This window comes from Paenibacillus sp. OK076, from assembly GCF_900110055.1.
Taxonomy (GTDB): domain Bacteria; phylum Bacillota; class Bacilli; order Paenibacillales; family Paenibacillaceae; genus Paenibacillus.
Genome location: NZ_FOCH01000001.1, coordinates 892350 through 918249 on the forward strand (window position 1 = coordinate 892350; position 25900 = coordinate 918249).

The window sequence follows — 25900 nt, forward strand, 5'->3', positions numbered from 1 at the left end:
TCAACGTGCCTTCCTGTATGGAAGGTGCGTTGTTTTTATTTTTGTAGGGGATAACTTTATGTTAAAATATGCAAGAAATAAATGAGGCTGCGAGTGACAGCGTCAAACGATGATCAACTGGAAAGAAGGAAATAATCTCATGCTATCGATTCATCAAGCGGAGTACCAACATAAATCAACTTTGCGCAATCTGATGGAATTGTACAAATACGATTTTAGTGAGTATGACCCGGAAGATGTTAACGAAAACGGGTTATATGAGTATGTGTACCTGGACCATTATTGGACAGAAGCGGGCAGATATCCTTTTTTGTTTCGAGTAGAAGGACAATTGGCGGGATTCGCACTGATTCGTGAAATTGAGAGTGAACAGGGAACAAGTATATATCAAATGGCGGAATTTTTTGTAATGAAAAAATACAGAAAGCTGGGAGTGGGCGCGCAAGCCGCCATTCATGTGTTCAATCTTTTTCCCGGAACATGGAAAGTAGCGGAGATGGAGACGAATGAGCCTGCTCAGATTTTCTGGCGTAAGGTCATTGCACGCTATACCGATGATAAATACCAAGAGGTTAGAGAGCCTGACTGGGAAGGTCCTATTCAGATATTTACTACGAAGTAATGACGAGAAGGAGGAGAAGATGATGACCCAAATCAATATCAATCCAAGTACTTCAGAGGACTCAGAATATGTTCGTCAGCAACTTATCGCATTTAATGCCGCGCATGTGAGCGAGGAATTAAGGCATCGATACGAAGAATTGAATTTCAATATCAAAAATGAGGCCGGCGAGATTGCTGCAGGTGTACTCAGTACACTTTGCTGGAACTGGCTGGAGGTTGATATTCTTTGGGTGGATGCAAATCAGCGGCAAAAAGGCTATGGTTCCCAATTGCTGCGTGAGGTTGAACGTATTGCGCGCGAGAAATCCTGTGACTTCATCCAATTGAACACATTCTCCTATCAAGCACCGGAATTTTACAAGAAGCATGGCTACCAATTGATCACAATGATCGAGAATGCACCGACCGGACACAGTCATTATTATTTTAAGAAGGACCTCACTTAAGACAATGTATACGAGATAGGACAAATCAGGAGGATTATTATGGTTACCATTAAAGCAATCGAACTTGAGGATTTACCGGCGCTAAGCCAATTATACAACGAATTGATGGGTACACCGACTAATGAACAGCAGATGCAGAAGATGTTTCACTATATCCAGCAAAATGGACACTACCATGTACTCGGTGCATTTTACAACGGTGAACTTGCCGGATCAGTTATGGGTATTGAATGTATGGATCTGGCAGGTCAGTGCAATCCCTTCATGGTTGTGGAGAATGTGATTGTATCCGATCAGGTACGCAGACAGGGAATTGGTCAGAAGCTTATGCTTCAGATTGAGCACATTGCGAGAGATCTTGGATGTGAATACATGATTCTGGTATCTGGCGATCAGCGTAAAGAGGCTCATATTTTTTATGAAAAGCTGGGCTTTAAAGATGAGAAAGTTCAGGGTTATCGGAAGCATTTTAATTAATCAATATATCACGGAAAATGTCTAATAAGTAGAAGGACTACTTAAGGAGCAGGGCGAATAAGGCATAGTCTTGAAATAAATGAACTGATATGAGGGAGGCACTCTCGTGTTCAAAAAATGGGCTAATGTCTTGATGATTCTGAGTTTGGTATTCGCTGTATGTTCCCCAACATCCTATGCCGCTGCCAAAACGGTTAAAGTGACCGTGACGCTTGTCAGTGCAGAACTGGTGGAGAACAATTCCGTTGGTAATGAATGGGCCATAGGGGCAAGTGTGAACGGCAAGAGTCTGGAGGAGGGTTCGTCGGTCACGTTGAATCTGAAACCTACAGATACGCTGAAATTACAAGCGAATGCCGAAGAGCAGGACAAAATCCCTGATCTGGGAAGCAAAAGTATGAATGTTAAGGTTTCCTCCATTTCCAAATCAATCAACAAGACTCTATCGGTTGTTGTGACGGAGAACAGGGGCCGCTATTCGGGTAACACGGCGACGTGGGAGTTCAAATTTAAGATCACTAAGAAGTGAAATAAGGACTAATCATGTAAAAGAGAGCCTGGCTCTCTTTTTTTGGTTTATACGGATAACGTTGAACTGAAGGAATGTATAGTTTCGGGAAGGATCTCTCTTTGGTAAAATAAAGAAAGTTATGGGCAGGGACGTATATATATCATTAAAGTTGTAGTGAAGACAAAAGGAGGTTAACTGGATCATGCGTATCGTAGATAACATTAAAGTCTGGGGGGAGCCGCTGGAGAATGCGGTAAGTCAGGCGGTGACTTGCTCGCAGTATGGAGATGTATTGGGCGTGGCTCTAATGGCGGACCATCACAAAGGATATTCACAACCCATCGGGGGCGTCGTTGCCTACCGGAACATGATCAGTCCGTCAGGGGTTGGATATGATATTGCCTGCGGCAACAAGGCTGTACGCACCAACCTGATGTGGGACGATATCCGGGACCAGATTGCTGTTATTATGGATGACATTAACTCAACCATATCCTTCGGTGTAGGACGGAACAACCCAACACCTGTGGAGCACGAACTGTTTGAGGATGCCAGCTGGAAGCTGTTTGATTCCATTGAGCCTGGACTACAGCACAAGTTGAAGACACTCGCGCGCAATCAGCTGGGAACAGTGGGTAGCGGCAATCATTTTGTCGACATTTTTGTGGAAGAGGCGACGGGTAAAGTATGGATTGCAAACCACTTTGGCAGTCGCGGCTTTGGCCATAAGGTCGCCAGTGGTTTTCTGAATCTGGCTGCCGGACGTACATTCAGTAGCAAAGCGCCGGGAGAATCGATGGACCAGCCACCAACACTGTTTGACCTCAAGAGTGAAATGGGTGATATGTATTGGGACGGAATGACTCTCGCTGGCCGGTATGCGTATGCAGGGCGTGATTATGTGATTGAACAGGTTCTCGGCATTCTCGGGGCGAGCGCAGAGTATTCGGTTCATAACCACCATAACTTTGCCTGGAAAGAACAGCATATGGGCGAAGAGGTCGTGGTGGTCCGCAAAGGAGCAACACCGCTGGCACCGGGACAGCTCGGTTTTGTGGGCGGAAGCATGGGAGATATCTCGGTAATCGTGGAAGGAATCCACAGCGAAGAGAATACCGAGTCTTTCCGCAGCACTGTTCATGGTGCAGGTCGGATTATGAGCCGAACCCAGGCGGCTGGCAAAATGAATTACAAGCTGCGCACACGCATGGGCGGCGAGATCAGCGAAGAACAGATGCAAGCGGCGATTCGTGCCTATGGTGTGGAGCTTCGGGGTGCAGGAACGGATGAAAGTCCATTTGTGTACAAGAAGCTGCAGGACGTGCTGAATGCGCATGCGCATACCTTGAAAATCAACCATATCCTGCGTCCCGTAGGTGTCGCAATGGCCGGAGGCAATGAATTCGACCCGTATAAGGACTAGTTATATATGTTCAACTCAACATTTACACAACAACGGAGAGGACAGAAATAACCTGAAGAAGCGAAGCTAAAAGCTTTCTGAAAGAAAGCTGCATCGGAAGCATAGACCTCGCCTTTATCCCCGGATTTTTCCCTTTGGAGAAGGGAATCAACAAAATCTGGGGATAACAGCGATCGGAAGGTTGTTCTGTCATCGGAGTGCCAGTGTAAATATTTATTAGTTGAACTTATATAGAAAGAAGAAGGTGAACCTCATGAGAAATTGTGCGATATACAGCTCGCAGTTTGACCTCGATCAGCTGTTTGAAATGATTCAATCCATATACCCTCAGGATACAATTGAGCGTAAGGAAGACAAAACCCATATTCAAGTTACACGCAAGAAGTTATTTAGTAAGAAAACAAAGGGCTTTAATATCATGACGAGCCAGACACACCCTGAAGACTTTACCGCTATGATTCAGGGGATGCTGGGATTTCTGAGTCAGATTAAGGGAAAGAATGCTTCGCTGCAAGAAAAGGTACTGATTAAATGCTCTACACTGAATATGGTTGTGGGCATCGAGACCGAAGAAGACATTTCCGAAGAATTCTTTAATGAATTATTGCATTTGGCCGATGCCCTGGATGCAATCATCTTCTGGGGAGGTGGCTCCTTGCTGAACGCGCAAGGTCAGCTGCTGTTGGATGTCAACGGAGAATCCGAAGTGGAGGATTACCAAGTTACAGCGCACACCAGTTTTCTGGATGATGTCAGACCCCCGTCGGAATCTGCAATGCTGCGCAAAGAGCGCTCGGAGCAGCTTCTAACCCAGCAAGGAATCCCATTCAATCTTCATTTGCCTGCAAGAGCCGGGGATGAGCATACAACGATCCGCAGTGTTCAAGAAGTGGCTCAACGCGCGGTAGCCCTTTGTATTGCAGCTCTCAAAGGTGAATGCCTGGGAGCGGGGGAGAGCGCAGAAGATACAGCAGCGCTGGTCCAGGAAGTGATCGACAAGTATGATGCGACTTCATTCTTTTCACCTGTGGAGAGAAGATTTGTGGAGCAGCATGGGGCAGAGCATCAGGAGGTAGTCTCCTTTTCATGGGGATATGAGGCTTATCATGTGATGTTATGGGCGCTTGGCTACGTCAAAGAACTTGGAGCACCGGTAAATCTTTGTAACGTAGGACAAGATGTAGGATATTTGCAGCAATGTGACGATGTTGAAGCCTTTGTAGCCGGGGCACAGCTTCGCTCCAAAAGCGAGATTTTGGATGCAGCGGATCTAATCTACCGCTACAACTGGGTGTGTGTAGACAGTCGTGTGAAGGAGCAAACACCTCCCGCAGGTCTGAATGGTGGAGTGGCCTACGAACGCCACCGTGCGCTGAACTGGCTGATCTGTTATATGGATCAGGATTGGGATGATGTCCGGACAGATACGTAGAATGAACTTTTAACATCAACTATTTTTGGATGGCATCCAAATTCAAATACCCCCAAGCCAGCCTAACACTGGTTATGGGGGTGTTTTGATGTCTATCGGTACCTTACTTTTATCCGCTATGTCTTCCGTACTGTTCCCGAATCATCACATCAGCAAGAATCAGCTTTTTCTCTACATTACTCTCCGGGTTTACAATTCGCCATAACATCTGGTCGACCGCACGCGCACCAAGCAGCTCCTTGTTTACATTAACCGTGGCAAGTACAGGGATATTGTCGTACACATTATCGAAACCGGTGACTACGCACTGATCGGGTACACTAATCCCCATGCTCTCCAGAGCCTCGATGGTGTATAGCGCATAGAAGTCATTGGCACAGACAAAAACCTCAGGCAAATTCCCCTCATGAATGACGGAAGTAAACGTCTTGCGAAAATCATCCATATCCGGGCTGTTTAGTTCGGGGATCTGATTCATCTCCAATCCATGACCCATTAATACCGAAGTATAGGCGACCCATCGTTCATAGAAGCTGTGGGCGTCACTGGTATTTCCAACAAACTGAAACCGTTTGAATCCCTTGCGCAGCAAATAGAGCATAATATCACGCATGGAAGCAAAATTGTCTGTGAAAATACTGTCACTATGAAAGACGGGGTCCAGATGATCCACCATGACGACGGGAATGCCCAGACGCTTGATTTCAAGCAAAATAGGTGTCGAGATGGAACCCACCGTAATAATGCCACGAATGGCATCCGGATTCAGCAACGTGAATAGTTGATCCGCAGAAGGCTCGGTCAGAGTAAGAATATTGATGCCTTTCTGGTTCAGTCTGGAGGATATCCCGTTAAAGACAGGCCCCCAATATACGGATTCCTGATTCTGATAACGAACATTAGGAAACAAAATCAAAATGGTGCCACTCCACCGCGTGTTCTGCGGGTCCTGAAGTTCATTGCTGCTATACATATCACCAGACAACATGCTGTTATCTTTGAAATATCCAAGTTTGCCAGCGGCCTTAAGAATAACGTCCCGTGTCTGCTCACTGACACCTGATTTTCCGGACAGAGCTCGTGAGACCGCAAATTTCGACAGACCTGTAAAATGTGCAATTTCCTGAATTGTTACCTTCGTCTTCATCATACCATCCTTACACTCGTAGTTCTGCCGTATTCCTTACATTGCGAAATAAATCTGCTTCTAGTATATCATGATGTATTTCTCTTAATCTAATAACGGCTGTAGAAGTAAAAATGTTAGTGTCTCATACATATAACGACGGAAATTGACCTTGGTGATGGATATGTCGCGGTAGAAAAAGGCGAATTTTGAATGAGTTATTATCTTTTTGTTATTTTATAAAATAACAAAATTTTTGGATTTGTTTTTGTTTTAAATAAGATGGTACTCAGAAAGGTGTATGGATAATATGCTGTGATATAAGGTATTAAAGCGATATAACAGCATTTTATCAGAATAAATAGAAAATGTTAACAATAAAAATGTTGACGCTTACATTGTGCTATGTTAAATTTTGTTTGTTAAAACCAAACGTTAAAATAACAAATGGTGGTGGTCATCGAATTTCATTAGGGGAAATGGGAATCAGGGAGTTCTGCCGGATCATGATTTGTATACACATTCGGGGAGGTTGTTAAAATCGTGACTAGAAAATGGAACGTTTTGCCGCTCGTGTTAATGGCCGTAATGCTTTTTGTATCCGCTTGCAGTGGTGGGGGTACGGCCCAGCCGGCTACTGATGCACCAACGAATTCGGGTAATAGCACGGGAACCGTCGAGACAGACAAAGAAGGCGGAACAGAAGAAGTGGCAGTCGATGCACCTGATTTGGGTGGACGTGTCATCAAGGTTGCGGCCTGGTGGGATCTGAAGCCAGCGGGGGAGACCGCATCGGATAAGGCGAGACTGGATAAAATCGCTGAAGTTGAGAAGAAATACAACGTAAAAATCGAGTTTGTGAATGTACCATTCGAAGAATACATGAACAAATTTACAACGACAGCGCTGGCTGGCGAACCGTTCGCAGACATCGTTCAGATGGAGTACAAATCCGCATTACCCGCCATCCTCAAAGGGCAACTGCTTCCGATCTCCGAATTCACCACAGCTGAGAATAACATCAACCAAGAGGCAAACCTGATCGCTAAATACCCTGCCATCGCAGGCAACTACTACGCATTTGAATCTCCAACCAGCATCGGTCTGGGACTTCACTATAACCGTGACTTGTTCAAGAAGCTGTCGTTACCTGATCCTCAGGAGCTTTATAACAAAGGCGAATGGAATTGGGATAAATTCATGGAGCTGGCGAAACAGGCAACTAAAGATACGGATAACGACGGAAAAATTGACGTATACGGGTTCTCCGGCTGGGCGATTGATGTGCTTCGTCACTTTACTGCAGCCAATGGCGGCACGATTGTAGATGACGAACATTCAAAAGAAGGATTGTCCGATCCGAAAACGATTGAAGCTGCCGAATTCATCAAACGCCTGTATAACGTCGAGAATGTTGTGAAAGTCAAAACAGGTGACAAAACGAACTGGGAGGAAAGCAACACATTCAAGGATGGAGATGTGGCTTTGTTCACTGCTGCGGAATGGCAGTTGGGCGATATCACCTTTGCTGCTGGAGTCGTACCCATTCCGAACGGTCCTCAGGGCAACAAGGATGTAACATACGCCAACAACGCTGCCTCAGCAAAATTCATTCCCAAAGGTGTGGAAGATCCTAAAATGGTATACCAAATCTATGAAGAAACCTTCGACATTCCACAGATCGAAGAGTACCCAGGTCAGGATTACCTGGAAAGCCGTTATACCGACGAGAAGGACATCGCCATGATTCGCGACCATATCGCGGGAACGGGCCGCATCCTGCTCGATGACGCCTACGCGGGTTATCCAATCGGTGACTATGTAAACGACATTATCAAAAACAATGCTTCCGTTACAGCAACAGCCGAGAAGTATAAAGCACAGGCACAAGCGGCAGTCGATAAGCTTGGCAAACCATAATACCAGCATGATTCAGACAGGGGTGCATCGTGTCCGGGCTCGCGCATGGGTACCTCTTTTCCTGTATCACCAATTAGGCATTGCTGGCATCAGCCTTGATGAGGAGGGCTCGTAGGATGGCTGGAATTCTACAACGAAAGAAATGGGTTCTGCCCATAGTCATTGCAGCGGCGGCAGCCTGCGTCATACTTTTGCTTACTTCCGGTGCAGGTGTAAAGAGTGCAGTTGTGCCTTCTGGCAGTTTGCCTGCCATCGAGGTGGATGCCATCTTGCAGCAGACGAGGCAGAAGAACGGATATGATCAATACCTGTCCCAGGCAGGCGAGGCCTCAAGACCGGATGTAGATATGACCATCGAAGCAGGAGACTACATACGGGCAGAGGGTGAAGAGGTACGTAAGCTGAAGGATTATGAGGGCAGGCCGGGTGTATCCCTTTATACCGGGGAGACAGGCGAGATCGACTGGGTAGTTGACGTACCGGAAACCGGACTGTACAACCTCTCTGCTGTCTATTTTCCCGTAGAAGGCAAGAGTTCGGCCATTGAGCGTGCATTGTACATTGACGGTGAACTTCCGTTTGCGGAAGCCGCCTATTTGCAGTTTGACCGGGTATGGGGCAATGAGAAACAAGCTGTTGAACAGGATAATCAGGGCAATGATCTTCGCCCAAAACAAGTGGAGAAGCCGCGTTGGATGGAAGAAACATTTCAGGACTCGGACGGGTACGAACAGGCTCCATTCAAGTTCTATCTGGAAAAGGGAAAGCACACGTTAACGCTAAAATCCTCTCGCGAACCCATGGTAATTCAATCTCTACGGCTATTCAACGATAAGCCAGCCGTTGCTTATGCGGAAACCGCGGGGGCCAAGCAGACGGATTCTTCCGGTCAGCCTAAGGATGTGCTCATCCGAATTGAAGGGGAAGCGGCTGTTGCCAAATCTTCTCCTACGTTATATCCAACCAGTGAAAGATCAAGTTCAGCCGTATCTCCGTACAGCGCTTCCCAGGTGCGTATTAATACGATTGGTGGCTTTAACTGGCGTCTGCCAGGACAGTGGATCGAATGGGAAGTGGACGTGCCGGAGAGTGGACTTTATCATATCGGTTTTACCGCTCAGCAAAATTTTGTCAAAGGCATCTATTCCACACGCAAGCTGACCATCGATAACGAGATTCCGTTTGCGGAGATGACGAAAGCCCCGTTCCGTTACCAAAGCGACTATCGCATTGATGTGCTGGGCGGTGAGGAAGCTTACAAGTTCCAATTGGATAAAGGCAAACATGTCATTCGGCTGGAGAACAGCCTGGGCGACTTCGCACCACTTATTCGCAATGTGGAGGACAGCCTGTACAACCTGAACTCCATGTACCGGAGAATCCTAATGATTACAGGCACCAAGCCGGATGAATTCCGGGATTATCGGGTGGAGAAGCAGATCCCGAATCTGCTGGAGGTGTTTAGCGGAGAAAGCAAACGTCTGAAGGAAGTTGCAAGGCAACTTCGTCTTCTGTCAGGCCAGTCCAGCGATCAGGAAGCGCTGATCAAAACGATGGCCCAACAATTGGATGAGATGATCGACAAGCCGGATACCATTCCAAGAAGACTTGCCGCTTACAAAACGAACACGGGCGGACTGGGGACTTGGGTACAGCAGGCTCGCGAGCAACCGCTTGAGATTGATGCACTATATATAGCTTCATTAGACAGCGGTATTCCCGGAACGGGTATGGGCCCGCTGGCGAAGCTCGGCCATGAAGCGAAGACATTCTATCACTCGTTCTTCATTGATTATAACCAGATCGGGAACGTAGCCACATCAGAGGATCAGCGCACGGTGACGGTCTGGATCGGCAGTGGTCGTGATCAGGCGAACACGATGAAAGCGATGATTGATGAGACATTCACACCGGAGAGCGGCATTAACGTCAATTTGAAGCTGGTCAACATGGGTACGCTGTTGCCGGCCACCTTGTCGGGTGAAGGACCTGATGTAGCGATGCAGATCGGCAATGATCTGCCGGTGAACTTTGCCATGCGGAACTCGGCGGTGGATCTCACCCAGTTCAGTGACTATACCACGGTGGCACAGGCGTTTAGAGACAGTGCCATCGTACCGTACGCCTATGATTCAGGCGTGTACGCCCTGCCGGAGACACAGACCTTTAATATGTTGTTTTATCGAAAAGATGTGCTTGCAGAGCTGGGGCTTGAAGTTCCTCAAACGTGGGATGATGTCGAGAGCCTGCTGGCGATTCTGAGTAAAAATCATATGGAATTTGGCATGCCGGTGGTGGCCCAAGCCAACATTCAGGGGGTCAATATCCCGCCTAACTCGCAGTATGCCACGATGCTGCTCCAGAACGGCGGCTCCTTCTATCGGAATGACGGCAAGGAATCGGATCTGGATTCGCGCATCGGAATTGAGACCTTTAAGAAGTGGACAGAGTTTTATACCGATTACAAGCTGGAGCGGGAGTATGACTTTGCCAACCGTTTCCGGACCGGACAGATGCCGATTGGTCTGACGGATTACACGATGTATAACCAACTGTCTGTATTTGCACCGGAGATCCGTGGATTATGGGGATTTGTTCCTGTTCCGGGGACTGTGCAGCCGGATGGAACATTGAATCGGGACGTTCCGGGTGGCGGCAGTGCGGTCATGATGCTGGAGAGCGCCAAAGATCAGGAGGCCGCGTGGGAGTTCATGAAATGGTGGACCAGTACACCGGTGCAGGCTGAGTTTGGCCGCGAAATGGAAGGGTTAATGGGTGCGGCTGCACGTTATCCGACGGCCAACATTAAGGCACTTGATTCACTTCCGTGGCCAGCTGAGGATTATGCGAATCTGAAGGCACAATTCGAGACGGTAAAGGGAATTCCCGAAGTGCCTGGTGGTTATTTTACCGGACGTCATCTGTTCAATGCATTTTACAAGACGGTTGTTGGCCAAGTGGAAGCCAGGGAATCCATCATGGATTACACCCAGTATATTCAGGACGAGATTCGGATCAAGCGTAATGAATTTGGTCTTCCGTAAGCAGAGGGAGGGTTAACAGTGTCACAAATATCACTCCGAGACGGACAAAACAGTCCTCCTGAGAAAACACCAGGCATGGGTATGAAATCATGGTGGTCCTGGAAGCTCAAGGAAATAAAGGCCAGCAAACATTCCTATGTGCTGCTAGCTCCTTATATGATCCTATTCATCATGTTCACTGTGATTCCGGTGGTCATCTCCATCATACTCAGCTTCACCTATTTCAACATGCTGGAGTTTCCGCGTTTTATTGGCTGGCAGAACTATACCCGGCTGTTTCTGGAGGATGACGTATTTCTGATTGCCATCAAAAATACGTTGCTGTTTGCCATTATTACCGGACCCATCAGTTATATTGCCTGTTTCGTATTTGCGTGGATCATTAATGAACTAACACCCAAATGGAGAGCGTTCATGACGCTGATTTTCTATGCGCCATCCATTTCGGGGAATGTCTATTTTATCTGGCTGATGATTTTCTCGGGGGATCGTTACGGTATAGCCAATGGATTGCTGATCAAATGGGGATTTCTGCTGGAGCCAATCCAGTGGTTGAAAACGGAAGCCTACATTATGCCAATTCTCATTCTGGTGCAATTGTGGCTCAGTCTTGGCACAGGCTTTCTGGCGTTTATCGCCGGTTTGCAGACCGTTGACCGGACGTTATATGAAGCTGGCGCGGTAGATGGGATCAAAAATCGCTGGCAGGAGCTCTGGTATATTACCCTGCCTTCGATGCGCCCGCAATTGATGTTCGGTGCGGTCATTCAACTTACGACCTCATTCGCGGTGGCCGATGTATCCATTGCGCTGGCCGGGTTCCCAAGTGTGAACTATGCGGCGGAGACGGTGGTGACCCATTTGATCGACTTTGGTACAACGCGGTTTGAGATGGGATACGCCTCGGCGATTGCAACCGTACTGTTCATGATTATGGTGGGCACCAACCTGCTGGTACAGAAACTGCTTCGAAGGGTGGGAGAATAGCTATGGCTGCAATTGCGACAGGAAAAAAAAGGGTGAACCGCTCCTTATCAGGAAGCATCTCCCTGTTTGCCCTTCTGCTCGTATTTGGTGCTTTCATGGTGCTGCCGCTGATCTATGCGATCAACAATGCGTTCAAACCGCTGGATGAGATTTTTACTTTTCCACCAACGCTATTTGTCAAAAATCCAACGTTCAGCAATTTTACGGATCTGCTGAATTTGCTGAGTGACTCGTGGGTTCCGTTCTCACGATATATATTCAACACGGTATTTATTACGGGCATTGGCATCGTGGGCCATGTACTGCTCGCTTCGGCAGCGGCGTACCCACTCGCCAAGCACAAATTTCCGGGCAAAGTGTTCATGTTCCAGGTTGTTGTGCTTTCCCTGATGTTCACACCTGCCGTGACGGCCATTCCCAACTATATGATCATGTCATGGCTGGGTTGGATTGATACGTATTGGGCCGTCATTATTCCGGCATTTGCCTATTCATTAGGTCTGTATCTGATGAAGCAGTTCATGGAGCAGATCCCGGATGCGTTGCTGGAAGCAGCCAAAATTGACGGTGCCAGTGAATACCGGATTTTCTGGTCCATTGTCATGCCCAATGTAAAGCCAGCCTGGCTCACATTGATCATTCTGCTGTTCCAGATGCTGTGGGGCAGTGATGGCAATGGATACATCTACAGTGAACAGCTCAAGACCTTGCACTATGCGGCGGGTCAGATCATTCAGGGCGGGATATCCCGGGCCGGGGCAGGTGCTGCGGTAGCACTTATTTTGATGAGTGTGCCCATTACGCTATTCATTTTCTCCCAGAGCCGCATCATTGAGACGATGGCGAGTTCGGGCATGAAGGAATAAGGGGGAACGATATGGCACGCACAGTGAAAAGATGGCTTGTTCTCCTGACGACAGTATCACTGCTGCTGGTGAATGCCGTGCCTGCGGCGGCCTCCCCGGCGCCGTATGAGAGTTATAACTACAACTACTGGAAAGAGGCCGTTCCGTCACCGGATGCCTATCTGCCCAAGCAAACCATCTCGGGCAACGACCTGGGCATTGGCGAATTCAAAGACCCCGGTGATGTAAACGTTTCTCCCTCCGGGCAGATTTATATTTTGGACAGTGGCAACAGCCGAATTGTTGTCCTGGACGCGGATTATAAGCTGCTGCGGGTGATCAAAGGATTTATGATGGACGGCAGCAAGGAGAGTTTTAATACGCCAGGTGGATTATTTGTGGATGAAGAGGATCGAGTATACATCGCTGATACGGGGAACAGCCGTGTAGTTGTCCTGGATGAGGAAGGTCAGCTGGTCCATACGATTACGAAGCCGGAGTCTGATATCCTTGCTACCCATTTTCAGTTCCAACCGTTGAAATTGACTGTGGATCGGGTAGGCCGGGTGTATGTGGTGGCTCAGGGTGTTTACGAAGGCATTATGCAGTTTGACGAGCACGGTCAATTCATCGGATACGTAGGTACGAACAAGGTGGAACGCGACTACGGCGAATACATTTGGCGGATGCTCTCAACCAAAGCCCAGCGGGCGCAAATGGTTTTGTTTGTACCGACCGAGTTTTCCAATGTGGATATCGACTCCAAAGGGTTCGTATATGCGACCAATATTGACCCGGGTTCCAGCGAACCGATTAAACGTCTCAATCCATCCGGCGAGGATGTACTGAAAAGATTTGGTTATTTTGAAGTCAAAGGAGACATCAGATTCCGCAATAACCCGGGTCCGTCCAAACTGATTGATGTGAAGGTACTTGGCAACGGTATGTACAGTGTGCTGGATGCGACGCAGAACCGGGTGTTTACTTACGATGATGAAGGTCATCTGCTCTACGTATATGGAGGCAAAGGAAATCAGGTGGGAACGCTCAAAACACCAGTCGCCATAGAACAATCCGGGGATCATCAATTGGTACTGGATCGGGGGGAAAGCACTCTGGTTATCTATGAGCCAACACGGTTTGGAGCCAGCGTGAATGAGGCGGTTGCCCTTCATTATCAGGGTGAGGATACGGAGGCTGTTCATATCTGGAAAGAAGTGCTGAAGCTTAACGCCAACTATGATATCGCCTATATCGGTATCGGCAAGTCCTTGCTGATGGAGAAGAAAAACGAGGAAGCTCTGGGTTACTTCGAGCTGGGAATGGATCGCAAAAGTTATTCTGTCGCGTTCAAAAGATATCGGCGAGAGATGATGAAGGAACATTTCGGCACCTTTCTCACACTTGCCATCGCACTGATTTTCATTATGATCCTGGTCCGAGTGGCGGTTAAATGGAGACGGAGGAGGCAGATTGACCGTGAAGCAGGATTACATTAAGTTTCCGCTGCATCTCATTTTTCACCCCATTGAAGCATTCTGGGATCTCAAGTCGGATCAGCGGGGCAGGTTGACCGTTGCTTTTGGAGCATTGACTCTTACCATTATCATGATGATTTTGCAAAAACAATACGCGGGGTTTCTTGTGAATTACATCGATCCTCGCACAATCAACAGCATAGGGGAGATCGCAACGGTTGCAGTACCGTTCTTTCTTTGGTGCATAGCCAACTGGGCGGTAACCACCCTGATGGAAGGTGAAGGAAAGTTCAGGGAGATTTTTCTGGCAACAGGATACTCGCTTATTCCGATTATTTTGATCTATGTCCCGATGATTATCATTAGCCGGTTTATGGTACAGGAAGAGACGGCTTTTTATTATTTATTTAATAGCATCGCGTTCTTCTGGTTCATGCTGCTGCTCTTCATTGGCACGATGACGGTACACCAGTACACCGTGATCAAAACGATCCTGACGATGCTGCTGACGGTAATTGTCATGGGCATCATCGTGTTCCTCGGCGCATTAGTGTTTAGCATGTTGCAGCAGTTATATGAATTCGGTTACAACATCTACCGCGAGTTGATTTTTCGGACCTAAAGGAGGCGGCATCCGTGAACAAAAGGCAACGAATATATACGGTGCTGGCCAGTGGTGCTGCTGTGATCCTGATCGCGGCTGGACTGCTGTATATCAATAACAGGGGAGTACCTGCTGTGGAAGCAACGGCTTATCTTGAAGCAACAACAGAGGCCATATCAACCGAGACGAAGACATTGCAAATCCTCACCGATGCTTCAGAGGGTGTGCCGGGTATGCGACTGGTCGTCGAAGACCAGGGACTGGCGCTGTATTACAACGAAGAAACGACGGAAATTGCCGTTCGTGATAAAGCGAGTGGGCAGATCTGGTACAGCAATCCGAACGAACGTAATCAGGATGGCTTGGCTTCCGCTTATGAAAAGGAAGTGCTATCCTCCCAGCTGAACGTGTCATTCCGGGATGCGATCGGTACGCTGGAGAACTTTCCGAACTTTAGCTCCAGTATCAGCAACAAACAGTTCGCAGCTGCCAATGTGGATCAGGGCATTCGTGTTACATACACGCTTGGGGATACCTCGCTTGGCATTGATGCTCTGCCCAAACTGATCAGCAAACAGCGTCTGGAGGAGAAGGTTCTTTCGAAACTGGATGCCACAGTGGCAAGATATACATCGGCTCGTTATTATCCAACCAAGAACAATCCGGATGTGCTGGAACGCTTGGATGGACAGATATCAAAGCAGCTTGTGCTAAACAAGATGCTGGATGCCTTTGAGGCGGCGGGGTACACCGCTGACGATCTTGCTTTTGACAATGAGGAGAATGGAGTCGAAGGCGGGGGCGCATCGGATAAACCAAGCTTTGTCATTCCGGTGGAATATCGGCTGGATCAAGGTTCGCTGGTTGTAACCGTGCCGCTAAGTCAGGTGAAAGAGAGCGGTCAATACCGTATTCGCAATATCGATCTCCTCGCTTACTTTGGTGCCGCGGATACGAAAGGTGAAGGTTATATGTTTGTACCTGACGGTTCAGGCAGTCTGATCCATCTGAATAACGGAAAGGTCAAAGAGGAGCAGTACGTACAGCGTGTGTACGGTGCAGATCCGAATGACAATTCACTCAGTCGCCCGCAGGTCAGTGAATCTGTCCATATGCCTGTCTTTGGATTGAAGAACGGTGAGCATGCCTGGTTTGCTGTGATTGAAAAAGGGGATGGCATGGCCAGTATCTCTGCGGATATTGGAGGCAGGCAAAATAGCTACAACCACGTCTACGGCACGTTCTCCCTGCGGGGTGAGGATGAGCTGGAGATGTATACCTCGCAAAAGATGCAGGAGATTCAGCTATTAAGCGAGGAACCATTCCGCGGGGATATTCAGGTGCGATACCATTTCCTTAATGGTAAGGATGCCAGCTATTCCGGGATGGCCCGTTTGTATCAGCAGCAATTGGTGGGGCAGAATGTACTGAAACCGCTGGAGGACGAATCAGCCATACCTTTTTACGTGGATGTGTTAGGTGCAGTGGACAAAAAAGCTTCATTCCTGGGTGTACCATATCGGACCACATTGGCTATGACGACATATGAACAAGCGGCTGAGATGGCCTCCAAGTTACAGCAGGAAGGTGTGAACCGCGTGCAGATGCGGTATCAGGGATGGTTTGGCGGAGGTTTCAGCCACCATACACCGACCCAGGTCAAGCTGGACAGTGAAGTGGGCAGTCGTTCCGAGTTGCATGATCTGTCTGAACAATTGAAGCAGTCTGGCGGAGCGTTATTTCCTGATGTGGCGTTTCAGCGTATTTATCACGACGATTGGAACTTTGCCCCATCCTCCGATGCAGCGCGATTTGTCACCAAGGAGATGGCTGAACTGTATCCATACAATCCTGCCCTCAACCGGATGGATCAGAGCAAAGACAGTTATTATCTGTTGTCGGCCGCCAAGCTGCCGTATGTCGTGAGCGGGTTTGCCGAGAAAATCAATAAACTGGAACTCAGCGCATTATCGCTGCGTGATCTCGGGCAGGTATTGAGCTCGGATTATCGGGATCGTCGTGTCATCCACAGAGAAACTGCGAAGAACATCGTGAAGGAGCAACTTGGCAAGCTGCAGCAGGAATATCCGAACATGATGTTGTCATCCGCTAATGCTTATGCGTGGGGATATACGCAGCATATTGTTAATACTCCCTCAGGCTCCAGCCGGTTCAACATTACCGATGAGGAAGTTCCTTTTTATGAAATGGTCATTCATGGATATATGGACTACGCTGCTTCCGCAATGAATACGTCGGGGGATCAGGATCTGCGCAAACAGCTGCTCCGCAGTCTGGAGCTGGGCTCGGCTCCGCAATTTCAATGGACATATGAACCATCGTCCAAGTTGAAGCTGACCAATTATGATTCGGCTTATGCCACAGAATTTGCATATTGGGTAGATGAGGCGGCTGCCTTATACAAGGAAGCGAATGACGTATTAGGTCATTTGCGGAACCAGCCAATAACCGAGCATGAACGAGTTCAGGATGGCGTGGTGCGTGTCACTTATAGTGGCGGTGTAACGATTTTGGTGAATTACACGGCTGATCCGGTAACGATTAATGGAATTACCGTTGGCGGGGCGGACTATGCAGTGGAAGGAGCGAACCAATGAGAAGCCTTCGTTTATCATTGAAATCACGGAGAGCACTGCTTGGACTTGCATTTATTTCGCCATGGCTGATTGGTTTCATCTTCTTGTTCGCTACGCCGCTGCTGCAATCGATCCGGTTCAGTTTGAGCAATCTGTCGGTTGCCCCGGGAGGATATGTACTGGATTTTGTCGGGCTGAAAAATTTCAAGGATGCCATCCTGGTCGATGCAACATTCAACCGGATCTTGGTGGATTCGGTCGGAGCGATGCTGCTGAATGTGCCGATGATTCTATTCTTCAGTTTATTTACGGCCACATTGCTTAACCAGAAATTCAAAGGGAGAACGATGGCGCGTGCGATTTTCTTCCTGCCGGTCATTCTGGCCTCCAGTGCGGTGGCGGCGGCCGAGTCCGCAGGTCTGATCAATCTGATGGGAGACATCAGTGCAGTGGATTCGTCGGCAGAGGGGGGAGCATCGTTTAACGTCCTTTCAATCGTGCGAATGCTGAATGATGTGGGGTTGCCCATGGCATATGTCGATTACATCGTGGAAGCCATTATGCGCATTTACGATATTGTCAGCAGCTCCGGCGTACAGATTCTGATCTTCCTCGCTGCGCTGCAATCGGTACCCGGCTCCATGTACGAAGTGGCCAAAATTGAAGGAGCGACGGCCTATGAATCCTTCTGGAAAATTACGTTTCCGATGGTGAGTCCATTGATTCTTACCAATGTCATCTATACGATTATTGATTCCTTTGCAGGAAGCCCGGTGACAGAGGCCATTTACCAGACGGCGTTTAAAACACAGAACTTCGGTCTGAGCTCAGCCATGTCCTGGCTGTACACGCTGGTCATCGGCCTGGTATTAGTTGTTGTTGGATGGGTACTGTCACGACGGGTTCATTACAACTGAAAGCTAACGAACGTTGAAGGAGGCATGAGACTATGACTGTGTCGGGAACGGATCGCATGGTGGTGGTTCCGAAAGAGAACTACAGCATGCAGAGGGTGCGAAACAAGACATCGGACCTCCTGTATTCCATCTTCAGATATGCATTGATTATTGGTATTTCATTTATTATTTTGTATCCATTGTTTCTTAAAATCTCGGTTGCGTTCAAGGATAAACAGGATATCTATAATCCGACCATCTATATGATTCCTCAGCATTTTACGCTGGATAATATCAAGCTTGCGGCGCAGGTGATGGATTATTTGCCTTTGCTGGCGAATACGCTGTTATCCGTCACGATTACAACGCTGCTCACAGCGATATCCTGTGCATTAGCCGGGTACGGCTTCGCCCGCTTTTCTTTTCCCGGCAGTAATGTGCTGTTTGTATTGGTCATCCTCACTATTTTGGTGCCAACAAGCACCCTGATGGTGCCGATGTATCTGCATTTCCGCAACTTTGACTTCCTCGGAATGGTTCATCTGTTCACGGGACGAGAGGGGATCAACCTGCTGAATACATACTGGCCGTCCATGATTACTGCGGCTACGGCAGGTGGGCTGAAGGCAGGGCTGTTCATTTATATTTTCCGCCAGTTCTTCAAGGGCATGCCCAAGGAAATTGAAGAAGCTGCACTGATTGATGGAGCAGGAGGATTTCGGACATTTGCTCGCATCATGCTGCCGAATGCCATTTCACCGCTCATCACAGTCATTCTGTTTTCGTTTGTCTGGCAGTACAACGATACGTTCTATTCTTCGCTATTTATGAGTGAAAGCCCGCTTATCTCGCTGAAGGTGGCTTCATTGCCTGCCCAGGCGAACCAGTTAATTCCCCAATTGATGGGTTTTGGCTCGAACTCGGGCATGAAGGCAGACCCCAATTATGTTGCCATGATCGTGGATACAGGCATTCTGCTGGCGATTGCACCGCTCATTATTTTGTATTTGTTTGTACAGCGCTATTTCGTGGAAAGTATTGAACGCTCAGGTGTAGTTGGTTAACCGGGCTTGGCGTAGTCGTACAGGATGCGTAATTCGGGTGTTTTTGATATTTGGGTCGCTATGTACCCTGCCTTGGAATGGGGGATTATCAATGACGGAGCAAAAGATAAGCAGTAATTTAGTGAATAAAGATGCGACTTCCGAGGCTAGAGAACTGATGACGTACTTGGCGGATCGTTATGGAAAAGGGGTACTGTCAGGTCAGCAGGATTACGGCAATCTGAACTGGATTAATGAGAATACAGGCCGCAAGCCGGCGGTGATCGGATTCGATCTCATGGATTATTCTCCATCAAGGACAGAACGCGGCGCGATCTCCCAGGAGATTCGGGATGCGATTGCATGGCACCAGCAAGGCGGAATTGTGACTCTGTGTTGGCATTGGAATGCACCTACTCATCTGGTGGATGAACCAGGCAAGGAATGGTGGCGCGGTTTCTATACGGATGCCACCACCTATGATCTCGCTTCAGCATTGGCTCATCCTGAATCGCAAGAGTATACCTTATTGATCCGGGATATCGATGCCATTGCATTACAGCTGCAAGAACTTAAGGATGCTGGGGTGCCTGTGTTATTCCGGCCGCTTCATGAAGCGGAGGGAGGCTGGTTCTGGTGGGGAGCCCAGGGACCTGAACCTGCCAAACAGTTATATCGCCTGCTGTATGATCAATTGGTCAACAAATATGAGCTGGGTAATCTGATCTGGGTGTGGAACTCGGAAAAGCCGGAGTGGTATCCGGGTGACGATGTGGTGGATATTGTGAGTGTGGATGTGTATCCAGAAGCAGGCGATCACAGCCCACTAGCTGAACGTTATGAGAATCTGCGTGAACTGGTGAAAGACAGCAAAATCATAGCCTTAGCCGAGAACGGCTCCATTCCTGATCCAAAGCAAATGAAAGAGCAAGGTGTATATTGGAGCTGGTTCTGTACCTGGACAGGAGAATTCCTAAAGGGTGGCAATCATAATACCGTGGCGTATTTGAAGGAAGTATATAATAGCGAAGAAATCATTACGCTGGATCAATTACCGAAGTGGAGTTGGAGATAGGGAGGGCTATTGTCTGAACTTCTACTGACGTGAAAAAAAGGGGGCTGTTCCATAAGTCATGAACCATGACGGTGGACGCCTCTTGTTCGCGTTGATTTGGCCTAACGAACCTGACAGACGTTATTTGCTCTCATTTGCACCGTTCTAAGATGTAACGAATCCCAGAGACGTTATTTTATGTATTGCGTCGCTTTTTAGGCTTTGACGCTGTGTTTGTACCGAAATAACGTCACTGAAGTTCGTTAAAATTGGCATGCCTTGAGAATCGGACGTTTAAGGTGCGCTAGATTCGTTAGCACGTTGCAAGTTTGACGAATTTCGCTCACCAGCCGTGCGGCCACGGTTACCGATATGCGAAGCCCTATGGAGATAGCACCTTTTATATGAGACGTCTTTCTTGTGGAGGAATGAGGTCTGAATAAAGAGCTAACCTGCATTATTGGAAAGCATGGCACTGATTTTTGGAAATAAAGCCTCATTGGAAGTAAACAAGATGTAGGATTGATTGGTTGTTCGCATCAGGATTGTTTCGGAAGCGCCATACGCTGCGCCGATTCGAACGGCTGAAGGCTCACTTCCACCATATGTATCATCAAGGGTAACTGCTTTAATATCTGAGATGGGAATTTCTATTTTGGAAAGCTGCCAACGGATGATGAGTTGATTCTCTACTTGCTGTACTTTGATGCCTAACATAATAAAGCCCTCCTTTAATATCTCAGCTAACCATGTAATTCTTCCTCTTCACACTTACAGTGTGTTTTTCAAAAATCATAAATGGTAATACATGGATTAATTATACTCGATGCTTACTTAATACGAAATACAAGAAGGACAATAGGCTAAATAGGCCAATCCAAGCAGTTAAAATATACAACCGTCAGAATTCGTGAAACATGACATTAGTTGGATTGTCTATAGAAAAAACAACAGCAGTCATGGGCGAAAAAGACTAGACTAATTAATCTTGTCTTTACGTTAAGTCGACGGGGATTTTAGCGCAAAGGTATGATTGAATGAATTTTGGCTTTATTTAAAATCTAAGGAATAAATGTGAGTTCGTAACGCAACTGAAATAAGAGCGGAGTTGTATCCGCCCTTATTTCTTTGTTGGATTATTTGACACAAAAATATTTTGTTCTCTGAAGTCTTCGGCTAAAATCAAAAACAATCCTGAACCATTATGTTTTTAAGCATGTTGCCGGGGCAAGAACGCGTCAGGACGGAAGGTTCATAGCGGTCTGAATGTTTTTCAGATCGAGCTGGATTTGCTCTGGAATATGGTGCGGATGGTATAAGCCATGCTGCATCATGTAAGTGGATATCTTTTCATAAGAGTCTATGGCCTCATCGAGCTGTTTCATCAAAATTTGCTTGATTTCAGGTGTGGCACATTCGGTCACGGCCATGGCGTAGTTTCTGACTCCGCTCTTGGCATTCATCAAAAAATCCATTGCGATGACGTCATCAGTCAGCATATGAAGCCCTGTCATGTGTTCTAATATTGGGTTCATTTTTTATCTCCTATAAAGTCGCTTTAGTCAGCACTCCACCAAGCTCCTGAAGCTGCTGTTGTGATAATTTCACTTCTTGTTGCAAAATTTGCAAAAGCTCCGGGTCGGTTACCAGTGATTGCATGGTCTTTGATTTCGTCATGCAAACCGTCTTGAACGCAGCCATTTCATGAACCTCAAGCATCTCATGCAAAGCGTAATTGGAATTCATTCGGATTGTCCTCCCATGTATTTATCCATATTCAAGGCTTTAAGATGACTTTAATGCAATCGTCCGTTTTCGTATCGAACACCTCGTAGCCCCGTTTGGCCTCGCTGAGGGGAATGACGTGTGTAACGATGTCGCCAGGGTCCACTTTGCCAGACGTAACCAACTCGTACATATATGGCATATAGTGAATGACCGGAGCTTGTCCGGAACGAATATTCACGTTTCGCTGCATGATGTCACCAAGTGGAAATCCGTTATAGCGTCCGCCGTATACCCCAGTGACTTGAATGGTTCCTCCTTTGCGGACAGCCTGAGACGCAATGATAAATGCACTCATAGTGCCGCCTTGCAGTTTCAAACCGCTGGCTAAATATTCAAGATCGCTCATCTTGCCGTCCATTCCTACTGCATCAATGACAACATCGGCGCCGCCTTTGGTCATTTCCTTGAGAGTGTTCCCAATATTCTTATCCTGTTCGAAGTTTACGGTTTCCACATGGTTCGTTCGCTTCGCATGCTGCAAGCGGTAATCGACATAGTCGACGGCTATAACACGCTTAGCTCCTTTCAGCCAGCAGAATTTCTGGGCCAGGAGTCCGACCGGGCCGCATCCGAGCACGATGACCGTATCTCCATTTTTTACGCCGGCATTATCTACGCTCCAGAATGCCGTGGTCATGGCATCAGCGATCAAGCTTAGCTTTTCATCTGGTTGTTCGCAGTTTTCAGGAATCTTAAAGTGGGTAAAATTGGCGAACGGGACCCGTAAATACTCGGCTTGCCCGCCAGGATATCCGCCGGTCGTTCCGGAGTAGCCGAAATATGCGCCCATATCCCCGTGTTCGTTTGAATTGTCACATTGGCTTTCCAGCTGATTTTTGCAAAAAAAGCATTCTCCGCATGCGATGTTAAACGGAATGATCACACGGTCGCCTTTTTTTACCTTTGTCACGCCAGGACCTACTTCTTCTACGATCCCCATCGGCTCATGTCCGATGACATAGTTCTCCTGAAGGTTAGGGATCATCCCGTGAATAAGGTGTAGGTCAGAACCGCAAATGGCGGTACTGGTGATCTTTACGATCATATCGTCCGGTTTCACAATCTTCGCATCAGGCACCTCTTTGACCACGACATTTTTAATCCCTTGATACGTTACCGCCTTCATGCTTTATGTCCTCCAATATGCTCATCTGGGGTCCGATCAAACATCCCTTTACGCGACGTATCATCCGGGAACAGATTCATCTGCCCGATCATCACCGTATTTTTCGCCGAAAGCTGATCGAGTTGGTACTGTTCGTTCAGCTCATAAGGATGAAACCATTTTTTGCGAATCATGAGCTCCGTGATTTCTTGGTGCATTGCAATCCCCTGCTTAAGTTGAGTATGCAGCAAGGCTCTTACATCCGTTGAAGCCGTTTCCGTCAGGGCGATGGACAAATTACGTACACCCTCCTTGGCACGAAGAAGGAAGTCCATGGCAAAAGTCATATCTGCCATTTCCGGCATATTCAATGAATTAATCGGGTCTAAATAATCGGTATTCATCTGAGTTCCCCTTAATGTGTTATAGGTGTCGGACTATTCGGAACAGGCGCTTGAAAAGGAGCTCTTGCGTAGATTGCTTGCAGCTCGGCGATCTGTTGTATGGATTGAATTACGTCTTTCTGCATTAAGGCTTTTAGCTCTTGGTCAAAGACCAGGCCTTGCATAAGTTTCGACTTAGCGAGGCAGAGCGTTTTGAAGTTTAACGCTTCATGCAGTTCCATCGATTCGTGCGGCGCTAGCGTTGGATTAGTCATTAAGAAATGATCACCTCCTTTTTCAACAACGTTAGATTTTCCAATGCATCGGATCTTATACTAATATGGATCGCCGGAGAGGTAAGATCCGAATATTCCCATACCGTCGCAGGGATATAAACAAAATCTCATTCCCATACTTATTTCTGTTTAAATGAATGATCTTACTCATGGAAGGAGGACTTACGGTGCCCAATAAAAACAAAATTGATCTAGCCACCGAAAATGCAAGAAAACCGGCAGAAGGTGCACTTAACTCGAGTGGTAATACGCTGGAGCAGCACGCATCTAACGCGGTTTCTGAGGTGCAGACGGCTTTAAATCAGGCAATAAGCTCCATAAGTGAATCTAATGCGGCAACCAATTCACAAGCGTTGGAGAAGGCCCGGCAGCAATTGACCCGAGCAGAAGAGTTTTTAGATCAAGCGATAACTTCAGCCAATGCATTACATCTGCCGGACCAACAATAAACAGTTTGTTTGGCAGAGATTGGCTTTCTTTTTCGGATATGACCTGTGTTGACGCTTGTAAGAATATATTTGCCATAGACACGGAGACTCACCGTTAGAAGCTTCGGTTAGCGCCGAAGCTTCTTTGTTTTTTTTTGAGATATTTCGGATAGAAAAAGAATGATTAAGAGCCAGGTATTAGAAGATGTCTTGAACATATTATAGGTATATCTATTCAAATATGTTTGGGGAGGATATCATAAAACCTATGTTGCCAATGGAAGAATATTTCGGTAAGTTAGAACTCGTTTATTCATTTTATGGGGCTATGCCTACAGGTGTTAGTGTGTCAGAAACCGGGCGCATCTTCATTTGCTTTCCGAAATGGGGAGATGACGTAAGATTTACGGTAGCGGAAATTGTTGAGGGTCGGGTGCAGCCTTATCCAAATTTAGAAACGAATTTGATAAACCCTTTGAATATCACTATGTCCTTCATCAGTGTCCAAAGTGTAGTTGCAGATGGGAGGGGAACCCTGTGGGTATTGGATACGGCTGCACCAAACTTTTCTGAGCCTGTGAAAGGAGGGGCAAAATTAGTTGCTGTAGATTTAAAAACAAATACAATAAGAAATGTATATACATTTGGAGAAGATGTAGTCTTGCCGACAACGTATCTGAATGATGTCCGATTTGATTTTCGTGTAGGTAAAGCGGGTTATGCATATATTACCGATTCTTCTTCCAATGGTCCAGGCGCTATTATCGTCGTGAATTTAGAAAACGGAAATGCATACAGACGGTTAGATGGAGCAGATTCAACTTCACCCGATCCATATTTTTTACCGAAAGTGGAAGGTAAAATTTTGATGAATCGAAACACGGATGGATCGACATCTCCCTTTCGATTGGCCTCTGATGGTATAGCCATTTCCCCTGATGGAAAAGTGTTATTCTATTGTCCATTAACCAGTCGTCATCTATACTCGATCTCAACAGAAGCCTTAAGAGACAGAACGATACCGGATTTCAATTTACGTGATCTTGTGCAGTATTGGGGAGAAAAAGGTGCGTCTGATGGAATGATAACGGATGCACAAGGAAACGTTTATGCTGGAGATTATGAAAACGATAGTATTCGAAAAATATTGCCGAATGGAATCATGGAAACCATCGCTCATGATCCGAGAATTTTATGGCCGGATACTTTTTCTATTGGTCCGGATCAATACTTATATGTAATTGTGAACCAATTACATAGGCAGGCGAGATTTCATTATGGAAGAGACCTGCGACAAAAACCGTATAGTTTACTTCGTATAAAAATTGATGAATTACCTGCTCCTACCTTTTGATATAAATCCCACTTTACAAAACAGGGGGCAGTCTGAAGG

The 25900-nt window shown here is 47.1% G+C and carries 25 protein-coding genes; 18 read left to right on the forward strand and 7 right to left on the reverse strand.

Annotated features, from left to right (window positions below; all coding sequences use genetic code 11):
- The first annotated feature begins 139 nt into the window (after window positions 1-139).
- The 6 genes from BMY78_RS04170 (at window position 140) to BMY78_RS04195 (ending at window position 4913) form a co-directional block, all read left to right on the forward strand.
- Entirely contained in the window at window positions 140-622 is a 483-nt protein-coding gene (locus tag BMY78_RS04170; protein WP_090902000.1) for a GNAT family N-acetyltransferase, read from the forward strand.
- A gap of 22 nt (window positions 623-644) precedes the next feature.
- The gene (locus BMY78_RS04175; RefSeq protein ID WP_090894965.1) at window positions 645-1070 is read left to right on the forward strand and encodes a GNAT family N-acetyltransferase; all 426 of its coding nucleotides are present in this window, start codon (window positions 645-647) and stop codon (window positions 1068-1070) included.
- Between the two features lie 39 nt (window positions 1071-1109).
- Complete coding sequence (locus tag BMY78_RS04180) at window positions 1110-1547, forward strand: GNAT family N-acetyltransferase (RefSeq protein WP_076289992.1); 438 nt, start codon at window positions 1110-1112, stop codon at window positions 1545-1547.
- Window positions 1548-1653: 106 nt separating this feature from the next.
- The gene (locus BMY78_RS04185) at window positions 1654-2076 is read left to right on the forward strand and encodes a hypothetical protein (protein WP_256221949.1); all 423 of its coding nucleotides are present in this window, start codon (window positions 1654-1656) and stop codon (window positions 2074-2076) included.
- Between the two features lie 184 nt (window positions 2077-2260).
- Window positions 2261-3481 carry an RtcB family protein gene (locus tag BMY78_RS04190; RefSeq protein WP_090894967.1) on the forward strand — a complete coding sequence of 407 codons (1221 nt, stop codon included), beginning with the start codon at window positions 2261-2263 and terminating at the stop codon, window positions 3479-3481.
- A gap of 253 nt (window positions 3482-3734) precedes the next feature.
- Entirely contained in the window at window positions 3735-4913 is a 1179-nt protein-coding gene (locus BMY78_RS04195) for a DUF4272 domain-containing protein (protein WP_090894969.1), read from the forward strand.
- Between the two features lie 109 nt (window positions 4914-5022).
- Here the strand turns inward: BMY78_RS04195 and BMY78_RS04200 are convergent, their stop codons facing one another.
- Complete coding sequence (locus tag BMY78_RS04200; RefSeq protein WP_257031499.1) at window positions 5023-6063, reverse strand: LacI family DNA-binding transcriptional regulator; 1041 nt, start codon at window positions 6061-6063, stop codon at window positions 5023-5025.
- A 519-nt stretch (window positions 6064-6582) separates the two neighbouring features.
- Here BMY78_RS04200 and BMY78_RS04205 point away from each other — a divergent pair.
- The 10 genes from BMY78_RS04205 to BMY78_RS04250 all read left to right on the forward strand — a co-directional run bounded on the left by BMY78_RS04205 (window position 6583) and on the right by BMY78_RS04250 (window position 20528).
- Window positions 6583-7959, forward strand: coding sequence for an ABC transporter substrate-binding protein (locus BMY78_RS04205; protein ID WP_256221950.1), 1377 nt, complete (start codon window positions 6583-6585; stop codon window positions 7957-7959).
- Window positions 7960-8075: 116 nt separating this feature from the next.
- A complete protein-coding gene (locus tag BMY78_RS04210; RefSeq protein ID WP_090894976.1) occupies window positions 8076-11003 on the forward strand; it encodes an extracellular solute-binding protein in 2928 nt (975 codons plus the stop codon).
- A 75-nt stretch (window positions 11004-11078) separates the two neighbouring features.
- Window positions 11079-11990: a carbohydrate ABC transporter permease gene (locus BMY78_RS04215; RefSeq protein ID WP_090902007.1), complete on the forward strand. Its 912-nt coding sequence runs from the start codon at window positions 11079-11081 to the stop codon at window positions 11988-11990.
- 2 nt (window positions 11991-11992) lie between these two features.
- A complete protein-coding gene (locus BMY78_RS04220) occupies window positions 11993-12856 on the forward strand; it encodes a carbohydrate ABC transporter permease (RefSeq protein WP_064639582.1) in 864 nt (287 codons plus the stop codon).
- An 11-nt stretch (window positions 12857-12867) separates the two neighbouring features.
- Window positions 12868-14334, forward strand: coding sequence for an NHL repeat-containing protein (locus BMY78_RS04225; RefSeq protein ID WP_090894979.1), 1467 nt, complete (start codon window positions 12868-12870; stop codon window positions 14332-14334).
- Complete coding sequence (locus BMY78_RS04230; protein ID WP_090894980.1) at window positions 14315-14935, forward strand: YIP1 family protein; 621 nt, start codon at window positions 14315-14317, stop codon at window positions 14933-14935. The genes BMY78_RS04225 and BMY78_RS04230 overlap by 20 nt, the downstream gene beginning before the upstream one ends.
- A 14-nt stretch (window positions 14936-14949) precedes the next feature.
- Window positions 14950-17535, forward strand: coding sequence for a DUF5696 domain-containing protein (locus BMY78_RS04235; protein ID WP_090894983.1), 2586 nt, complete (start codon window positions 14950-14952; stop codon window positions 17533-17535).
- Window positions 17532-18431, forward strand: a complete 900-nt coding sequence (locus BMY78_RS04240; RefSeq protein WP_090894986.1) for a carbohydrate ABC transporter permease — start codon at window positions 17532-17534, stop codon at window positions 18429-18431. Before BMY78_RS04235 ends, BMY78_RS04240 begins: the two co-directional genes overlap by 4 nt.
- Window positions 18432-18517: 86 nt before the next feature.
- Window positions 18518-19474: a carbohydrate ABC transporter permease gene (locus BMY78_RS04245; RefSeq protein ID WP_090902010.1), complete on the forward strand. Its 957-nt coding sequence runs from the start codon at window positions 18518-18520 to the stop codon at window positions 19472-19474.
- A 91-nt stretch (window positions 19475-19565) separates the two neighbouring features.
- Complete coding sequence (locus BMY78_RS04250) at window positions 19566-20528, forward strand: glycosyl hydrolase (RefSeq protein WP_090894988.1); 963 nt, start codon at window positions 19566-19568, stop codon at window positions 20526-20528.
- A 426-nt stretch (window positions 20529-20954) separates the two neighbouring features.
- Here the strand turns inward: BMY78_RS04250 and BMY78_RS04255 are convergent, their stop codons facing one another.
- The 6 genes from BMY78_RS04255 to BMY78_RS04280 all read right to left on the reverse strand — a co-directional run bounded on the left by BMY78_RS04255 (window position 20955) and on the right by BMY78_RS04280 (window position 24058).
- Window positions 20955-21224, reverse strand: coding sequence for a SunI/YnzG family protein (locus BMY78_RS04255; RefSeq protein ID WP_090894991.1), 270 nt, complete (start codon window positions 21222-21224; stop codon window positions 20955-20957).
- Between the two features lie 521 nt (window positions 21225-21745).
- Window positions 21746-22042: a spore coat protein gene (locus BMY78_RS04260; protein ID WP_090894993.1), complete on the reverse strand. Its 297-nt coding sequence runs from the start codon at window positions 22040-22042 to the stop codon at window positions 21746-21748.
- A 10-nt stretch (window positions 22043-22052) separates the two neighbouring features.
- Entirely contained in the window at window positions 22053-22253 is a 201-nt protein-coding gene (locus BMY78_RS04265) for a cytochrome P450 family protein (protein ID WP_090894995.1), read from the reverse strand.
- A gap of 31 nt (window positions 22254-22284) precedes the next feature.
- A complete protein-coding gene (locus BMY78_RS04270) occupies window positions 22285-23421 on the reverse strand; it encodes a zinc-dependent alcohol dehydrogenase (protein ID WP_090894998.1) in 1137 nt (378 codons plus the stop codon).
- Complete coding sequence (locus tag BMY78_RS04275) at window positions 23418-23804, reverse strand: spore coat protein (RefSeq protein ID WP_090895001.1); 387 nt, start codon at window positions 23802-23804, stop codon at window positions 23418-23420. The genes BMY78_RS04270 and BMY78_RS04275 overlap by 4 nt, the downstream gene beginning before the upstream one ends.
- Window positions 23805-23815: 11 nt before the next feature.
- Window positions 23816-24058, reverse strand: a complete 243-nt coding sequence (locus BMY78_RS04280) for a spore gernimation protein GerQ (RefSeq protein WP_090895004.1) — start codon at window positions 24056-24058, stop codon at window positions 23816-23818.
- 188 nt (window positions 24059-24246) lie between these two features.
- Here BMY78_RS04280 and BMY78_RS04285 point away from each other — a divergent pair, with 188 nt between their 5' ends.
- Together BMY78_RS04285 and BMY78_RS04290 are read left to right on the forward strand one after the other, a co-directional pair.
- A complete protein-coding gene (locus BMY78_RS04285) occupies window positions 24247-24528 on the forward strand; it encodes a hypothetical protein (RefSeq protein WP_090895006.1) in 282 nt (93 codons plus the stop codon).
- Between the two features lie 220 nt (window positions 24529-24748).
- Window positions 24749-25861, forward strand: a complete 1113-nt coding sequence (locus BMY78_RS04290; RefSeq protein ID WP_177185650.1) for an L-dopachrome tautomerase-related protein — start codon at window positions 24749-24751, stop codon at window positions 25859-25861.
- Window positions 25862-25900 lie beyond the last annotated feature (39 nt).

Bases quoted from the DNA above. Each gene is read 5' to 3' on its own strand.
- BMY78_RS04265 (WP_090894995.1), bottom strand. From the start codon at position 22,253: ATGAATTCCAATTACGCTTTGCATGAGATGCTTGAGGTTCATGAAATG.
- BMY78_RS04255 (WP_090894991.1), bottom strand. From the start codon at position 21,224: ATGTTAGGCATCAAAGTACAGCAAGTAGAGAATCAACTCATCATCCGT.
- BMY78_RS04170 (WP_090902000.1), top strand. From the start codon at position 140: ATGCTATCGATTCATCAAGCGGAGTACCAACATAAATCAACTTTGCGC.
- BMY78_RS04180 (WP_076289992.1), top strand. From the start codon at position 1,110: ATGGTTACCATTAAAGCAATCGAACTTGAGGATTTACCGGCGCTAAGC.
- BMY78_RS04175 (WP_090894965.1), top strand. From the start codon at position 645: ATGACCCAAATCAATATCAATCCAAGTACTTCAGAGGACTCAGAATAT.
- BMY78_RS04195 (WP_090894969.1), top strand. From the start codon at position 3,735: ATGAGAAATTGTGCGATATACAGCTCGCAGTTTGACCTCGATCAGCTG.
- BMY78_RS04215 (WP_090902007.1), top strand. From the start codon at position 11,079: ATGGGTATGAAATCATGGTGGTCCTGGAAGCTCAAGGAAATAAAGGCC.
- BMY78_RS04190 (WP_090894967.1), top strand. From the start codon at position 2,261: ATGCGTATCGTAGATAACATTAAAGTCTGGGGGGAGCCGCTGGAGAAT.
- BMY78_RS04240 (WP_090894986.1), top strand. From the start codon at position 17,532: ATGAGAAGCCTTCGTTTATCATTGAAATCACGGAGAGCACTGCTTGGA.
- BMY78_RS04275 (WP_090895001.1), bottom strand. From the start codon at position 23,804: ATGAATACCGATTATTTAGACCCGATTAATTCATTGAATATGCCGGAA.
- BMY78_RS04270 (WP_090894998.1), bottom strand. From the start codon at position 23,421: ATGAAGGCGGTAACGTATCAAGGGATTAAAAATGTCGTGGTCAAAGAG.
- BMY78_RS04280 (WP_090895004.1), bottom strand. From the start codon at position 24,058: ATGACTAATCCAACGCTAGCGCCGCACGAATCGATGGAACTGCATGAA.
- BMY78_RS04250 (WP_090894988.1), top strand. From the start codon at position 19,566: ATGACGGAGCAAAAGATAAGCAGTAATTTAGTGAATAAAGATGCGACT.
- BMY78_RS04220 (WP_064639582.1), top strand. From the start codon at position 11,993: ATGGCTGCAATTGCGACAGGAAAAAAAAGGGTGAACCGCTCCTTATCA.
- BMY78_RS04200 (WP_257031499.1), bottom strand. From the start codon at position 6,063: ATGATGAAGACGAAGGTAACAATTCAGGAAATTGCACATTTTACAGGT.
- BMY78_RS04225 (WP_090894979.1), top strand. From the start codon at position 12,868: ATGGCACGCACAGTGAAAAGATGGCTTGTTCTCCTGACGACAGTATCA.
- BMY78_RS04210 (WP_090894976.1), top strand. From the start codon at position 8,076: ATGGCTGGAATTCTACAACGAAAGAAATGGGTTCTGCCCATAGTCATT.
- BMY78_RS04260 (WP_090894993.1), bottom strand. From the start codon at position 22,042: ATGAACCCAATATTAGAACACATGACAGGGCTTCATATGCTGACTGAT.
- BMY78_RS04245 (WP_090902010.1), top strand. From the start codon at position 18,518: ATGCAGAGGGTGCGAAACAAGACATCGGACCTCCTGTATTCCATCTTC.
- BMY78_RS04290 (WP_177185650.1), top strand. From the start codon at position 24,749: ATGTTTGGGGAGGATATCATAAAACCTATGTTGCCAATGGAAGAATAT.